Origin of the sequence: Antiquaquibacter oligotrophicus, assembly GCF_020535405.1 — a bacterium.
Classification (GTDB): Bacteria; Actinomycetota; Actinomycetes; order Actinomycetales; family Microbacteriaceae; genus Rhodoglobus; species Rhodoglobus oligotrophicus.
The window spans coordinates 1920128-1935582 of sequence record NZ_CP085036.1; the positions used below are offsets into that span (position 1 = coordinate 1920128).

The 15455-nt window shown below is 65.2% G+C and carries 12 protein-coding genes; 6 read left to right on the plus strand and 6 right to left on the minus strand.

Annotated elements, in window-relative coordinates; all coding sequences use genetic code 11:
* Positions 1–207 precede the first annotated feature (207 nt).
* The 5 genes from LH407_RS09505 to LH407_RS09525 all read left to right on the plus strand — a co-directional run bounded on the left by LH407_RS09505 (position 208) and on the right by LH407_RS09525 (position 7375).
* On the plus strand, positions 208–1551 hold the full coding sequence (locus LH407_RS09505) for an ABC transporter substrate-binding protein (protein ID WP_322134229.1): 1344 nt from the start codon (positions 208–210) through the stop codon (positions 1549–1551).
* Positions 1552–1684: 133 nt separating this feature from the next.
* Positions 1685–2671: a carbohydrate ABC transporter permease gene (locus LH407_RS09510; protein ID WP_322134947.1), complete on the plus strand. Its 987-nt coding sequence runs from the start codon at positions 1685–1687 to the stop codon at positions 2669–2671.
* Positions 2668–3606 carry a carbohydrate ABC transporter permease gene (locus LH407_RS09515; RefSeq protein ID WP_322134228.1) on the plus strand — a complete coding sequence of 313 codons (939 nt, stop codon included), beginning with the start codon at positions 2668–2670 and terminating at the stop codon, positions 3604–3606. Before LH407_RS09510 ends, LH407_RS09515 begins: the two co-directional genes overlap by 4 nt.
* A gap of 154 nt (positions 3607–3760) precedes the next feature.
* Complete coding sequence (locus tag LH407_RS09520) at positions 3761–5941, plus strand: adenylate/guanylate cyclase domain-containing protein (RefSeq protein WP_322134227.1); 2181 nt, start codon at positions 3761–3763, stop codon at positions 5939–5941.
* Positions 5942–5944: 3 nt separating this feature from the next.
* Positions 5945–7375, plus strand: coding sequence for a mechanosensitive ion channel family protein (locus LH407_RS09525; protein ID WP_322134226.1), 1431 nt, complete (start codon positions 5945–5947; stop codon positions 7373–7375).
* On the opposite strand, the gene LH407_RS09530 is transcribed toward LH407_RS09525, so the two are convergent.
* The 6 genes from LH407_RS09530 to LH407_RS09555 all read right to left on the minus strand — a co-directional run bounded on the left by LH407_RS09530 (position 7368) and on the right by LH407_RS09555 (position 13959).
* Complete coding sequence (locus tag LH407_RS09530) at positions 7368–8069, minus strand: hypothetical protein (RefSeq protein ID WP_322134225.1); 702 nt, start codon at positions 8067–8069, stop codon at positions 7368–7370. The two genes, LH407_RS09525 and LH407_RS09530, sit on opposite strands and share 8 nt — an antisense overlap.
* 102 nt (positions 8070–8171) lie before the next feature.
* On the minus strand, positions 8172–8834 hold the full coding sequence (locus tag LH407_RS09535) for a response regulator transcription factor (RefSeq protein ID WP_322134224.1): 663 nt from the start codon (positions 8832–8834) through the stop codon (positions 8172–8174).
* Positions 8831–10918, minus strand: coding sequence for a sensor histidine kinase (locus tag LH407_RS09540; protein ID WP_322134223.1), 2088 nt, complete (start codon positions 10916–10918; stop codon positions 8831–8833). Before LH407_RS09540 ends, LH407_RS09535 begins: the two co-directional genes overlap by 4 nt.
* 54 nt (positions 10919–10972) lie before the next feature.
* Positions 10973–12547, minus strand: coding sequence for a hypothetical protein (locus LH407_RS09545; RefSeq protein WP_322134222.1), 1575 nt, complete (start codon positions 12545–12547; stop codon positions 10973–10975).
* A gap of 73 nt (positions 12548–12620) precedes the next feature.
* Entirely contained in the window at positions 12621–13277 is a 657-nt protein-coding gene (locus tag LH407_RS09550) for a DUF305 domain-containing protein (protein ID WP_322134221.1), read from the minus strand.
* On the minus strand, positions 13270–13959 hold the full coding sequence (locus tag LH407_RS09555) for a DUF3105 domain-containing protein (protein ID WP_322134220.1): 690 nt from the start codon (positions 13957–13959) through the stop codon (positions 13270–13272). The genes LH407_RS09550 and LH407_RS09555 overlap by 8 nt, the downstream gene beginning before the upstream one ends.
* 132 nt (positions 13960–14091) lie before the next feature.
* Here LH407_RS09555 and LH407_RS09560 point away from each other — a divergent pair, with 132 nt between their 5' ends.
* Complete coding sequence (locus LH407_RS09560; protein WP_322134219.1) at positions 14092–15453, plus strand: cystathionine beta-synthase; 1362 nt, start codon at positions 14092–14094, stop codon at positions 15451–15453.
* The last annotated feature ends 2 nt before the right edge of the window (positions 15454–15455 follow it).

A 15455-nucleotide genomic window follows, 5' to 3' on the forward strand; every position in this document is an offset into this window, starting at 1 on the left:
AGCGCTCCCATATGTTCACGACCCCGGCAAAATACCCACTAACGGGGGCAGAGCATGACATTTCGGAAACGGTTGTGCCAAGCGCTTGCACAGTTTCGCTTCCTCCTTTAGCGTGTGTTGCGGAACGGCCGACCGCTCCGGCGGGGCCGAACCGGCCATCACCCGGGTGTCCTGCCCGGCTAGAAGCCTCAATGAGGAGGAGGAACAATGAGTTCTACCTTGCACCGACGCTGGATCCTTCCAGCAGCAGCAGCATCCTTCGCGCTCGTTCTCGCCGGTTGCGCCGGCGGCGGGTCCGGTCCATCGGCTGACGTGGACTGCGCCGACTACGAGCAGTACGGCACATTCGAGAACGAGTCGGTCGAGATCTACGCGACCATCATCGATGTCGAAGCCGACCAGATCGTCGAGAGTTGGGCCGATTTCGAGGCGTGCACCGGCATCACCATCGACTACGTGGGAACGCAAGAAGCCGAGACGCAGATCAACGTGCGTGCCGCGGCGGGCGACGCTCCCGACATCATGATCGTGCCGCAGCCGGGTCTCCTCCAGCGCCTCATCGCCGACGGATACGTCGTGCCGGCCGCGCAGTCCGTCGAGGACAACGTCGACGAGTTCTGGTCCGAGAGCTGGAAGGGCTACGGCACGGTCGACGGCACCTTCTACGCCGCTCCCCTCATGGCGAGCGTCAAGGGCTGGGTCTGGTACTCGCCGGCCGACTTCGAGGCCAACGGCTACGAGGTTCCCGAGACGTGGGACGACCTGATGGCTCTCACCGAGGACATGGCAGCCAACAACACCGCCACCTACAAGCCGTGGTGTGTTGGATTCGGCTCCGGTGACGCGACCGGGTGGCCGGGAACGGACTGGATCGAGGACCTCGTGCTCCGCACGGCGGGCCCCGAGGCCTACGACCAGTGGGTCGCCGGTGAGCTCAAGTTCGATTCGCCCGAGATTCGCGAGGCCTTCGACCTGGCCGGGGAGATCCTCCTCAACCCCGACTACGTCAACGGTGGCTTCGGTGGAGTCGACTCGATCGTCTCGACGACCTTCAACGACGGTGGCCTGCCCATCCTCGACGGCAACTGCTCGCTCCACCACCAGGCCTCGTTCTACGAGGCGCAGTGGCCCGAGGGTACGGTTGTGGCACCCGACGGTGACGTCTGGGCCTTCATCACCCCGAAGATGAGCGCCGACGACCCCGAGTCCGTCACCGGTGGTGGCGAGTTCGTGGCCGCGTTCACCGAGTCGGACGCCGTGACGGCAGTCCAGACCTACCTCTCGAGCGACACCTGGGCCAACAACCGCGTTGCCCTCGGTGGCGTGATCTCGGCCAACAAGGGCCTCGACCCGGAGCTCGCAGGTTCTGAGCTCGGCAAGGCATCCATCGAGATCCTCCAGGGTGAGGACACGGTCTTCCGCTTCGACGGTTCCGACCTCATGCCGGCCGCTGTCGGCACGAGTTCGTTCTGGACCGGAATGGTCGACTGGATCGTGGGAACACGCAACACCGATGAGGTGCTGACCTTCATCGACAGCACCTACCCCTAACCCATCCGCATCGCCAGGGAGCTGGCCCATCGGGTTCCTTGCCCGGTGGGCCAGCCCTCGATAGTCTTCGCTTTCAAACCAATGGAGGTTTGCTATGACGATGTCGTCCCCGCTCGATGCGGTGTCGCTCCCGATGGCCGCGCGCGGTGACTTTTGGGGCGGTCTCTGGGAAAAGTTCGGCATCCTGATCATCGGCCTCGCGGCGTTCGCCGCCGTGATCGGCCTCATTCTTTTCCTCGTCGATAAGGCGCCAAAGCGCGGGAGGGATGTCCTGCAGCTCGTGGCCTTCGTCGCCCCGGCTCTCATCCTCCTCGGCGTCGGCCTCATCTACCCCGCGGTCAGGACCGCGTATCTCGCGTTCACCAATCGCACGGGTGAGTTCATCGGTCTCGACAACTTCGTCTGGATGTTCACCCAGCCGCAGATCATCACCACCCTCATCAACACCCTCGTGTGGGTTGCCCTCGTCCCGACGCTGTCGACGGCCATTGGCCTCGCCTACGCCGTCTTCATCGACAGGTCACGAGGCGAGAAGGTGCTCAAGGCGCTCGTGTTTATGCCGATGGCGATCTCGTTCGTCGGTGCCGGCATCATTTGGCGCTTCGTCTACGAGTACCGTGCCGAGGGCTTCGAGCAGATCGGAATCCTCAACCAGATCATCGTGTGGGTGGGCGGTGAGCCGCAGCAGTTCCTCATCAACTCGCCGTGGAACACGCTCTTCCTCATCATCGTCATGATCTGGATCCAGACCGGTTTCGCCATGGTGCTGCTCTCGGCAGCAATCAAGGGTGTTCCGACGGAGATCATCGAGGCCTCTCGCCTCGATGGGGCCAACGGCTGGCAGCAGTTCGTGAACGTCACGATCCCGGGCATCCGCCCCACCCTCGTGGTGGTCGTCACGACCATCTCCATTGCCACCCTCAAGGTCTTCGACATCGTCCGAACCATGACGGGCGGCAACTACGACACGAGCGTCATCGCCAATGAGATGTACACCCAAGCGTTCAACCGCGGCGAGTACGGGCAGGGTTCCGCTCTCGCGCTCGTGCTGTTCATCATGGTGCTGCCGATCGTCATCTACAACGTGAGAGTCATGCGCAAGCAGAGGGAGATCCGATGAGCTACGCCAATGCAGAGGCCGTCGCGGAGCTCGACGAGCCCATCGGTCAAAAGGGTCAGCCCCAGAGCAAGGCGAGTCGTGTCAAGCAGCGACTGACGTCGCGGTGGGCCACCGCCGCGGCGATCGTCATCGCCTTCATCTGGACCATCCCCACGTTCGGACTCTTCGTCTCGTCGTTCCGTCCGGCGGATGACATCCGCAGCAGCGGCTGGTGGACGATCTTCACCAACCCCGCCTTCACCCTCGAGAACTACGGCGATGTGCTGTTCACCTCGGGTGCGTCGTCGGCCAACCTTGGTTCATACTTCATCAACTCGCTCGTCGTCGCGATCCCCGCGACCCTGTTCCCGATCGCGCTGGCAACGATGGCCGCCTACGCGTTCGCCTGGATCAAGTTCAAGGGGAGCGCGGCGATCTTTGTGCTCATCTTCGCGCTGCAGATCGTGCCGCTGCAGATGGCACTCATCCCGCTCCTGCAGATCTTCTCGCAGGTGCTCGGCATCTCGGGCAGCTTCCCGGCCGTATGGATAGCGCACACGATCTTCGGTCTGCCGTTGTGTATCTTCCTGCTGCACAACTTCATCGCCGAGATACCCTCCGAGGTGATCGAGGCCGCGAAGATGGATGGCGCGAGCAACACCCAGGTGTTCTTCCGCATCATCATCCCGCTCGCCACACCCGCGATCGCGAGCATCGCGATCTTCCAGTTCCTCTGGGTCTGGAACGACCTGCTCGTGGCCCTCGTGTTCTCGGGCGGCACGGTCGATGTCGCGCCGCTCACGCAGCGACTCGCGGAACTCGTCGGCAACTTCGGCCGTAACCAGGAACGCCTTCCTGCCGCGGCATTCATCTCACTCATCATCCCGTTGATCGTCTTCTTCGGGCTGCAGAGGTACTTCGTGCGAGGACTGCTGGCAGGCTCCACGAAGGGCTGAGACTGAGGGACGGGGCACTTCCCTCGCGCCGGCGTCGACTACCCCAGGTCGGCGCCGGCGTTTTTCCTGCGCGAGGACCGCGTTCGGTGCTGTCGCTCGCGCCCGTCGGATCGCTAAAGTGAACTCCACACAGCACTGAACCGCACGGAGCGTCATGACGCAGGCACCACCGCAGTCGCCAGCACCGCCGCAGCCGCAGGACGGCACGGTGGCGGCACCGCTGCGCCCGGGCCTCAGCATCCGGTCGGCGCTCCTCATCATGCTGCTGCTCGTGAGTATCACCTCGAGTGTTGTCGTAGGGTTCATCGGATTCGTCAACGGCAGGGAGTCGCTGCGCGAGGCCGCCTTCGATCGCCTCACCGAGGTGCGGGATTCTCGAGCTCGCGAAATCGGCGCACTCTACGAGACCATCCAGAACAACCTGCTCATCAACGCGCGCGGGCAGAGTGTCGCCGAGGCGATGCAACTCTTCTCCGCGGGCTTTGCGGAGCTCCAGACTGTCGAACTGACCGAGAGCGAGCGCGCCACGCTCGAGTCCTACTTCGACGAGCAGTTCGGCACGATGCTCGCCGAAGTCAACGGTGCTCCCGTCGATGCGAGCACCTTCACGCCAACCGACCCGGCACAGGCCTATCTCGTGTACAACTACACGACACCCCACGAGTCGTTTAGCGATGCCATCGCCGTCAACAACGCAGGCGACGGCAGCGCGTGGTCGGCCGCACACGCAGAGCACCACGACTTCTTCCGACGGATGACCGAGATCTTCCGCTACGAAGACGTCATGCTCATCGACGCCAACGGCAACATCGTCTATACGGCCTTCAAAGGGGTGGACCTCGGGAGCAACCTCGACTCTGGTCCGCTTCAACGCACGAACCTCGCCCAGGCCTACGCCCAGGCCATGACGGGCAATGTCGCCGACTCCGTCGTTGTGACGGATTTTGCCCCATACCCGCCATCGCTCGGCAAGCCGGCATCGTGGGCGGTCACCCCTGTCGCCATCGACGGCGAAATCGTGGGGGCGCTCGCCGTCGAGATGCCGATCAGTCAGATCGACGCGGTCATGACCGGTGGCGGCGACTGGTCGCAGGGAGGTCTCGGTGAAACCGGCGAGACCTACATCGTCGGGGCGACCGACCAACTCATGCGCTCGCAGTCGCGAGTGCTCGCCGAAAACCCAGCACGGTTTGAACGTGAGTCCGTCGCCGCGGGAACCTCGCCGGAGGTCGCTCGGCAGGCGGTCGAGACCCAGAGTCCGCTCCTGTTGCAGCCCGCCCGCACGGAGGCCGTGACATCCGCGGCGGCCGGGGGAGTCGGCACAACGCTCGCGGCGAGTTATCTCGGCGGGGAAACCATCGCCGCCTATGCGCCGCTCGATATCACCGGGTTGGACTGGGTCATCGTCGCCGAGCTGGAGAGTGACGAGGCCCTCGCCCCCGTTGAGGACTTCACTCGCAACCTCGTGTTGTCCTCCGCCGTGATCGTGCTGCTCGTCTCCGTGCTGTCACTCGTGATCGCCGGGGCCATCGTTCGACCCCTGCGTCGCCTGCGGGATGCCGCACGTCGGATCGCGGCGGGCGAGACGGGTGTTCAGGTCGACGCCGGGACGAGTTACGAACTCGCGGACGTCGGTGCGGCGTTCAACGACATGAGCAAGAGTCTTCAGGTCAAGGCGCAGCTCCTTGAGGAACAGCAACAGGAGAATGAGCGCCTCCTCCTCTCGCTCATGCCGGAGGCACTCGCCAAGCGCTACAAGGAGGGTGCGCACACGATCGCTCTCGACCACCAAGAGGTGACCGTCATGTTCGCCGATATCGTCGGCTTCGAGGCGTTCAGCAGAGGCAAGTCGTCGGAGGCCGCTCTCGAGAATCTCAACGAGATCCTCCGGGCCTTCGACGAGGCCGCCGACAGGCTCGGCATCGAACGCGTGCGCAGCACACGGTCCGGTTACCTCACGAGTTGTGGGCTCATCGTTCCGCGCGTCGACAACGCTCGCCGGATGGTCGAGTTCGCGGTGCAGTTGGAGCGCATCCTCCATCGCATCGGCGGCAAATACGGCGCGGAGCTGTCGCTCCGTGCGGGAATCGACACGGGAACGGCAACGAGCGGCCTCATCGGGCAGCGACAGATCTCCTACGACCTGTGGGGAGACGCGGTCAACCTCGCGTTTCAACTCCAATCGGGTGAGACCGACAGCGGTATCTTCCTCACCCAAGCCGTAGTGGACCGGCTGCCCGACACGGTCCATGTGCGGGAGTGGGGCACGCTCGAGTCCCCGACCGGGCCGCAGCGCATCTGGCGCGTGGACACCGACGATGAGGCGGCGGGGTAGGCCGTGCAGATCTGGAACGAGCCGTGGTTCTGGCCAGCAGCGGGTGTCATCATCGGGCTGCCCATCATCCTGCTGGTCCTCACCGAACTGCAGAGCCTTCTCGAGCGTCAGCGCAATCGCGCCGCGAAGATCGTGCTGCTCCTGCGCAACTACGTCGCACCGGTGGGTGCGCTGCTGCTCCTCTTGAACCAGGCGACCTACGCCGACATCGACCTCACGTGGACCCAGGTGACGGCGACGGTTTTCGGCTTCCTCATCATCCTCGTTCTCCTGAACGGGCTGAACTACGTCATCTTTGTGACCGCGAGGCAGGGCACGTGGCGCAGCAAGGTGCCCTCGATCTTCGTCGACATCGTGCGCGTCATCCTCATCGTGGTGTGCCTCGCGATCCTGTTCTCGATCGTGTGGAATGCGGATGTCGGCGGCTTCTTCACCGCGCTCGGCGTCGGGTCCATCGTCATCGGTCTCTCCCTGCAGAACGCGGTCGGATCGGTTGTCTCCGGCCTGTTCCTACTCTTCGAGCAGCCCTTCAGCCTGAACGACTGGATCGAGGTGGACGGACTGCGCGGGCAGATCGTCGAGGTGAACTGGCGTGCGGTGCACCTCAAGGACTCCAGTGGTGTGCACATCATCCCCAACGCGACACTCGCCGGAAGCACCTTCCTCAACATCTCTCGCAGCGATTCACCGTTCGAGGCAACGGTGGTGCTGAGGTTCTCGTCGGACGATGCGCCGCAGGACGTCATCGACACGTGTGTGGCGGTCGCGGCCGACCTGCCGACGGCTATGCCGGGGGAGCCGGCATCCGTCAAACCCATCGAGAAGTCGAAGTACGTCATCGATATCCCCGTGCGAAGCCCCGCGGACAACTACAAAACGATGAAGCTCTTCCGCACCCACATCTGGTACGCGGCCCGCAGGGCGGGACTGCACCTCGACGGCAATGACAACGACACGTTCAACTCGCAGGAGAACGTGCATGAGGCCGTCGAGCGTGTCGCGTCGGCCCTCTATCTCGGTCACGACGACATCGAGGTGGTCGCGCACGACGTGCGACTCGAGCGCTATGGAGAAGGGGAAACCATTCAGCGGGCGGGTGAGGTGCCCACGGGGATGCGCTACATCATCAGCGGCGCCGCGACACTCTCGGTCACGACGGACGAGGGCACCGAGGTCACGTTCGCCGTTCTCGATCGGGATGACGTGCTCGGACTCACCGCCCTCACCCGCCAGGGGGTGGCGGCCACCGCCCGCGCGATCAGCGATCTCGCCCTCCTGTACGTTCCCGTCTCGGTGCTGGATGCCCTCGTCAAGACCCGTCCGCAACTCGCACGGGACGTGGGACTGGCGATCGACCACCGGGCCTCGCAGGCGAAAGCCGCCTTCGAGGCCGCGGGGGTCGTGAGCACCCAGCACCGGGATTTCATCAGCTGATCGCGATTGTCTCCGTGCGAGGAAGACGGATGAGCTTGTAGGCGGCGACGAAGATCGGGGCCATGAGCGGTGCCACCGCGAGGGCCGCGATGACTCCGAGGTTGAACATCGGCACGATGAAGGCGAGCAGGGGCAGCGGAGCGATCCACCAGCTCACCACACGAGCGCGAGCGAGCCCGAAGCTGAGGGCGGGAACACCCAGCATCGAGAACACCTGGGCAGTGATGAGCCACACGCCGGCCGAAGCCTCTTTGGCGCCGGCATCCATCGCGAGGGCCTGCTCGATGGAGAGGTTGTTTCCGGCTGAGATGAGGAACCAGTCGGACAGCAGCAGGCCGGAGAGCTGCACGGCGCCGAAGGCGACGATCACAGCCGTGATGGCAACCCACGCGCGTCCGCGCCGCGCCGCCACGAGACCGATGACACCCATGACGCCGAGGGCGAGCGCCACCCATGCATAGTGCAACAGGTTGGCCGAGATGAGGCTCACGGTCGGGTCGGCGGCCAGGGAGGCGATGTAGCCGGCCTCGCCGGGAAGTGTCTGTGGGGGCGAGAAGACCATGCCAGCCGACAGGAGCACGGGGAATGCCGCCAGGGCGACACCCGCGAATCGGAACAGGCCGACCGGGATCCGTCTGGTGGATGCCCCGACCGGGGCTTCGGGGGTGGACGTTGGGGCGAAAATGTCAGTCATGAGTATGCCTTTCGAGCATCGGGGTGGTTGATGCTCCCAGGCTCTCGGGCATCGATCCCGGGCCGACAGGGCCTGCGGTCCCGCAGCTGTCCCGTCGTGAGACTAGAGGCGGCCCATCCCAGAATCGCGCGCCCGCACGATAGCTTCGGCTCGATCGGCCACCTGGAGCTTCGTGAAGATGTTCGAGGTGTTGTTCCGCACCGTCTTGGGGGAGAGGAAAAGTGTTTGGGCGATCTGCGCGTTGGAGCGGCCGGCGGCGAGGAGGTCGAGGATCTCGCGCTCGCGCGCGGTGAGTTGGGGGAACGCGACATCCGGCACCTTGGCCGACGGCCCGCTCACGAAGAACTCATTCACCCGGCGAGCGATCTCCGCGCCGAACACGAGGCCACCCGAGGCGACCATGTCGATCGCCTGACGGATCTCGGACTGAGCAGCGCCCTTGAGTAGATAGCCCTTCGCTCCAGCTCGCATCGCGGCGAAAACTGTCTCGTCGTCGTTGGACATCGTGAGGACGAGCACCTTGATGTGCGGTTGGGTCGACGTGATCTCCCGCGTCGCCGCGATGCCATCGAGCTCCGGCATCTGCACGTCCATGACCACGACATCGGGCTGCGCCTCGGCGATCGTCTCGATCCCCTCGCGTCCGTCTCCCGCCGTGGCGACGACCTCGATGCCGTCCATCGACGAGAGAAGCATGGCAAGTCCGTCGCGGAACACGGGGTGGTCGTCGACGATCACGATCTGGAGCGGAGTGGGGTCGGTCATGGTGTGGCATCCTCTGCGGCGGGGACGGGAAGGGGAAGGGTGGCTCGCACGAGAACTCCGGGGCGGTCGGCGCCCGGTTGTGCTTCGGAGAGTTCGACGCTGCCGCCGAGTTCGGTGGCGCGGGAACGTAGGGAGACCGTGCCGACACCCGCGACGGAGGTCGCCGAAATACCGATGCCGTCATCCTCGATCTCCACGACGAGTGCGGCGTCAGTGCGGATGAGCCGCACGACCGCTGCCGTGGCGCCGGCATGCTTGACGACGTTGGTGAGCGCCTCAGAGGCGATGCGATAGGCGGCGACCTCGACCGCGGCGCTCAGAGGCTCGATGGGGGATGGCACACTCACGGAGATCGCGAGGTCACCACCGCTCAACCGGTCAGCCTGTTGCTCGACAGCCCTCGCAAGACCCAGGTCGTCGAGCGCCGGTGGCCGGAGGTCGTGCACTAGCCGCCTGATTTCTGCGATCACTTCGCTCGACTCGTCGATGGCCGTATCGAGAACACTCAACGACTTCTCGGGCTGCTTTTCGATGAGATTGCGCGACGTCTCCAGTCGGAGCCGGATGCCCCCCAGCAGCGGCCCCAAACCGTCGTGCAGTTCGCGCCGGAGCCGAGAGCGCTCCTCCTCGCGCGCGGTGACGAGACCCTCGCGGATCGCCTGCAACTCCCGGTTCAGTTCGGCGTTGAGGATCGCGGCGGCGGCAAGCCGCACGAGATCGCTCAGGAGCCTCCTGTCCCGTGGCGAGATCGCGGGGCGCCTGCCCTCTTGCATGAGGATGCGGCCGATGTGTTTGCCGTCGTGCTCGAGGGGGAGCGACGCGGTGTGCGCGGCGGGTGTTCCCACCTCGGAGGTGATGACCGTGCCATCCGGCCTGTCGAGCTCGACTCGAACGAAGCCGGAGGCAAAGGCGCTCGCGATGGAGCGGGCGAGTTCGGTGAGCTGGTCGCGAGTTCCGCCCGCTTGCTCCAGTCGGCCCGCGAGTTCGGAGACGACGGCGTACGGATCGTCACGCCTGCCGTTGACGAGCCTGCTGGCCGCCCGGAAGAGCCGGTCGCGCAGCGGCGCGTAGGCGACCACCACGATGAGCAGGGCTACGAGCATCGTCACGCGGTCGTCGAAGATCGCGCCGACGAGGAGGTAGATGCCGACGTCGACGAGTAGAACACTCGCGATGAGGAGTGCGTAAACGAGCGTCCAACTCAGCAAGCGGTCCACGGTGTACAGACCGTGTCGCGTGACGGCGATGAGGATCGAAACGCTGACAAAACCGAGCCCAATCGTGAAGGCGAACTCCTGCACGATCACTGGCAAAAACGAGGAGACGACGAGCAGAGCGACAAAAACCAATCCAGCCCAGATCAGCCACCGCAGTTGGGCCCGACGCTCGAAGCTCGCACCGCGACGACGGCTGATGGTGACGGCAATGGCGAGGATGCTCGCGATCGCCGCGCTCGGTTGCGCGATCGTCGAGAGTGTCGCCCAGACCGCGTCCGGTAGCGGGATCGCGAGGAAGCCGGGGTCGAATCTCGCGAGCTGTTCTTCACGCACGGCGATACCCCCGCCGAGGTTCTTCGCCGGCTGCAGGATGAAGGTGATGGGGAGCAAGGAGGCGAGCGCGAGACTCACGATGCTCACGATGCGCCAGGCGCCCGTCGCCAGGCGACCGTCGGGGAAGAGGAGCAGGATGACCTGGATCGGAAGCAGCAGAATCGACCCAAATCGCGCGAAATACCAGAAACCCCACGACGCGAGTGCGGAGTCCTCGCCTGTCACCAGCGCTAGGTTGACAACCCCGATGGCCGGTCCGTCGAGCGCCCACAGGGCCCCGAAGATGGTGAGCACGATCGCGACCGGATGCCCGCCAACCTGCCACACCAATAGTGCTCCGGGAACAACGAGCACAAGCCCCGCGACCGCTGCCGACCACGCGGAACCGGCGTACGACGGGTCGCCGGCGAGCTGTTCGAGGGTCACCGAGTCCAGCCAGATCGATGCGACCGTCGCGGCAACGCTCACGAGCACCATCGCGACCGCCACCACCCGCCAGGCGATGAGCGAGGCGGGTGGTGGCACGGCAGTCATGAGCACCATCGTGGCAGGTGAGGTGTCCCGCGCGCACGGGACTGGAGTCCCGCATCAGTTGCAGATCTCGGGATCCTCCCGCACCGGAAAGACACCGTTGCCGACGTACCCGGTCTCCCCGGGGAGGAAGTGCATGACGAGTGATCCGTCGTCGAGTGTCTCGAGCGTGATGGCACCGCCACCGCTGAAGGGAAATCCGTTCGCGAAGCCGCTGATGCCATACGACCCCGTCGCTGTCTCGGCGTCCACCTGAGCCCAGCTTGTCGCCTGATACCACCCGGCGCCCGACGAGGTCACGTACCACTCGCCGCTCAACGTTCCGCACTTCATGGCGTACGTCTCGATGCCGTTGATCGTCTCGTGGATGACCCAGCCGGGGATGGTCGTCTGGAACTTCTGCGTGAGCAGTCCGATGCCGCGCTTGGAGGTGGCGGTGAACAGCACGAGCGTGGTGTCGTCGGCGTCGGCGTCGGGGGCGGCGTAGCGGTACTCCGTGGGCGTTGGGCGGGCATCCGTCGGATCGATGGTGCCTGCCCCCTCCTGCCGTTCGGCGGTCATCGTTCCACCCGTCGGCTTGTTGTCCGCCTTGGCGATGGGGGTGACGGTGACGCCCGTGCTGCTTCCCTTCTCCACTGTCGGCAGATCGGCGTCGGCCGCGATGCCCATCTGCACACACGCTCCGGACCTCCAGTGCTCCTGCGCGGACTGGAAGACCGTTGTCGCGAGGCTGTAGGTCATGCCAGCCGTCGATTTCAGCAGCTGCAGCTTCTCGGAGACGCCGACTGACTGACTCGCACGCGTGATGGTGGGGAGGGCATTCGGAGAGATCTTTCCCGGCTCTCCCTTCTCGTAGGGGAGCGTGTACGTCCACGAACTCGCGAAGTTGATGCCGTCGCGCGCGGTGCCTCCCGCCGTGGTCGCGCCCATGCCGCTCGTGATCTCGGCGGTCGAGGCGATGTCGAGGGAGAGGAGATTCGCGTCGTCGCCGACTCGACCGGTCGCGGTCATGGAGAAGTCCAACGCGCCCCACTGTTCACCACTGAGTTCGGCGGTCGACTTTGCCGCAGAGCCCTTGGTGCGGAACGACACGGTCGCGGTCACACTGCCGTCCGCGGCCGGGCAGGCGGTGACATCCATCGTCGTGCCCACCTCCGCGCTCGCCGTGAGGCCGTTGCTCGCTGCGGTTGTCGATTGCTGGGTGGAGCCGACGAGGTGGCCGTTGTCGACGCGGAAGCTGAAGGACGGGTTGCTGCCGTCTGTCGATGCCCCGGCGAGCGGCTCATCCGTGGTCCGGGCGTCACCGAGTTTCTCCACGAGCATGCGGGAGATCGTTTTGTGCGCGAAGCCCTCGGTGATCGAGGCGATCGAGTCGGCGGCGCTGAACCCCGGCCCGCCCTCCAGATCGGGGCGCGAGACGAGAGCGAAGGGGACATCCGGATGCCCGGCCGCCGTCATCACGAGCTCGTCAGCGAGCGCCGCAGCTCGCCCGCTGAGCTGTGCCATCCCGTCGGAGTCGAGGGCAGCGTAGGTTGCGATCTCGCTGGCGAGTGGGTCGGGGGTGACACACGCGGTCAGGGTGCTGGCGGTGATGGCGACGGCGAGTGCGGTCGGGATGATGGAAGTTTTCATACCGAGAGCGTCACGGCCGGGCATCCCGGGCCGTCAGGGTGTGCAGTCCCGCGACCGGTCCCGTCGGTGAGGCCTACTGACGTTCGGCGAGCATCGACTCCATGAGTGCGATCTCCGATTCCTGCGCCTTCACGATGCTCGTCGCGAGGTCACGCACGACGGTGGTGTCGGTGCGCGCGAGCACACCTTCCGCCATCTCGACTCCGCCCTGGTGGTGGGCGATCATGAGCTCAAGGAAGAGGCGTTCGGCTTCCACCCCGCTGAGCTCGGACAGTTCGTTGAGCTGGTCGAGGGTCGCCATTCCGGGCATGGGGGCGCCCGGCTCGTGTGTCGGCGTATCGCCGCTGTGTCCGTGCTCCGAACCGTCGGGTGCCGGTCGCGTCATCCACGTCATCGCGGGCTCGCCGAGTTGCGGCAGACCCCACGATGCGAGCCAGCCGTACATCTGACCGGCCTGTTGTGCCTGTGTGGTGGCGATGTCATACGCGAGCTGACGCACCGCGGGATCATCGGTGCGATCCCGAATGATCATGGCCATCTGCACGGCCTGCTGATGGTGCACTTGCATGTCGCGGGCGAAACCAGCATCCGCGCTTGTTGTGGTGGGCAGCACAACCACCGGCGCGGTCACGCGACCGATGGCGAAAGCGCCGCCCACAAGCACGAGCGCGACGACGATGGCGGCGGCGAGAAGACGACCTCGCCCCGCTCCCGTCGAGGAATCAGGCAATCTGACCGGGCCCGTCGACACCGCCAGTGCACGGCGCGCCAGGCTCCGGTCCGGTGGGCGACTGCCAGTACTTCTGGAGGAAGGACTGGAGACGCTCGTCGGTCACACTGTCGAGCGGCACCTGCGCACCCCACGCGGACGCGACGAGAGGCGAGTCGAGGCCGTCGTACGGCGAGATGACGATGTAGCTGGACGGAAGCTGGGTGCGCAGTTCGGCGATCGCGTCGGCGTCGATGTCGTCGGGGTTGTAGGTGACCCACACCGCGCCGTGCTCGAGGGAGTGCACGGCGTTCATGTCGGGGACCGGCTCCGTGTACACGCCACAGTTGAGCCACGTCGCGCTGTGATCGCCACCGGCGGGCGGGGTCATCGTGTAGGTGACAACATCCTCCACGTGGTTGGCCGTCAGGTCGTCGTAGGTGATGAGCCCCTCGATCTCGATGTCACCGGGGTCGCCCGAGGCGACAGGGTCCGGTGCCGATTGCGGTTGGGTCGAGGGAACGATGACGACAAACGTCACAATGAGGGCGACAACGGCGATAGCGCCGACGATCGCAGCCGCAATCCCGATCGTGCGGGTGCGCTTCTCTGCGGCCTGCTTCTTCTTGAGCGCTGCGACCTTCGCTGCACGCTGCGCTTCGCGCTGCTGCTTGACGGTCAGTTTCTGAGAGTTATCGGACACGGCATCCTCGTCATCGGGCGGGGCAAGTCTTATCGGTTCATTCTGTCGTATGGATGCTCGGAGACCGGTGTGAACGCCGGAGCCTCCCCACCCCGTAATACACCAAGGGCCCGCTGGTAGATTGGCCGCACCATGAAGTACGCCAATACTGTCCTCGACACGATCGGGGATACACCCCTCGTCCGCCTGAACGCCGTGACGGAGGGCATCGAGGCGACGGTGCTGGTCAAGGTCGAATACTTCAACCCCGGCGGCTCCTCGAAGGACCGCATCGCGACCCGCATCATCGACGACGCCGAGGCCAAAGGTCTCCTGAAGCCGGGCGGAACAATCGTTGAGCCAACGAGTGGCAACACGGGCATCGGCCTCGCGCTCGTCGCCCAGCAGCGCGGCTACCGGTGCATTTTTGTGCTCCCGGACAAGGTCGGCGAAGACAAGCGAAACGTGCTGCTCGCGTACGGTGCCGAGATCGTTGTGACCCCGACGGCCGTTGCACCCGAGAGCCCAGAGTCCTATTACTCGGTGAGCGACAGGCTCGCGCGCGAGATCCCGGGAGCGTTCAAACCGGACCAGTACTCCAACATGAACGGGCCGCTCAGCCACTACGAGACCACGGGCCCTGAGATCTGGCGCGACACCGAGGGGCGTATCACCCACTTCGTTGCCGGTGTCGGCACCGGCGGCACCATCTCGGGTGTCGGTAAATACCTCAAGGAGCAGAACCCGGGAGTCGTTGTGATCGGCGCCGACCCCGAAGGCTCGGTGTACTCCGGTGGTACCGGACGCCCCTACCTCGTCGAAGGTGTCGGGGAGGACTTCTGGCCGAGCGCATACGACGGCACCGTCGTCGACCAGATCATTGCGTCATCGGATGCCGAATCCTTCGACTTCACCCGCAGGCTCGCCCGTGAGGAGGGGCTCCTCGTCGGCGGCTCCAGTGGTCTCGCCGTGGCATCCGGTCTCAAAGCTGCGCGTGAGCTCGGCCCGGACGATGTCATGGTCATTCTCCTGCCCGACGGTGGCCGCGGGTACCTCGGCAAGGTCTTCAGCGACAAGTGGATGCGGTCCTACGGCTTCCTTCCCGCCGAGGAGGATCGCACGGTCGCCGACCTGGTCGGTACGAAAGACCCGGACCTCGCTGGCCTCGTGCACGTGCATCCGTCGGACACGGTCCGCCACACGATCGACAAGATGCGCCGTTTCGATATTTCGCAAATGCCCGTCCTCACGGCGGAGCCACCCGTCGTCATGGGAGAGGTTGTCGGCTCGATCGACGAGAAAACCCTCATCGACGCCGTCTTCAGCGGCCGTGCTCAGCTCACCGACGCACTCGAGGAATTCGTCGGCCCCCCGCTCGGTTTGATCGGAATGCAGGATTCGGTCGAGGCGGTTCGCGACGCGCTCGCGGAGTCCGACGCCCTCCTGGTAACAAGCGATGGGAAGCCGGCCGCCGTGGTCACGCGCCACGACCTGCTCGCCTTCCTCAGCGCCTGACT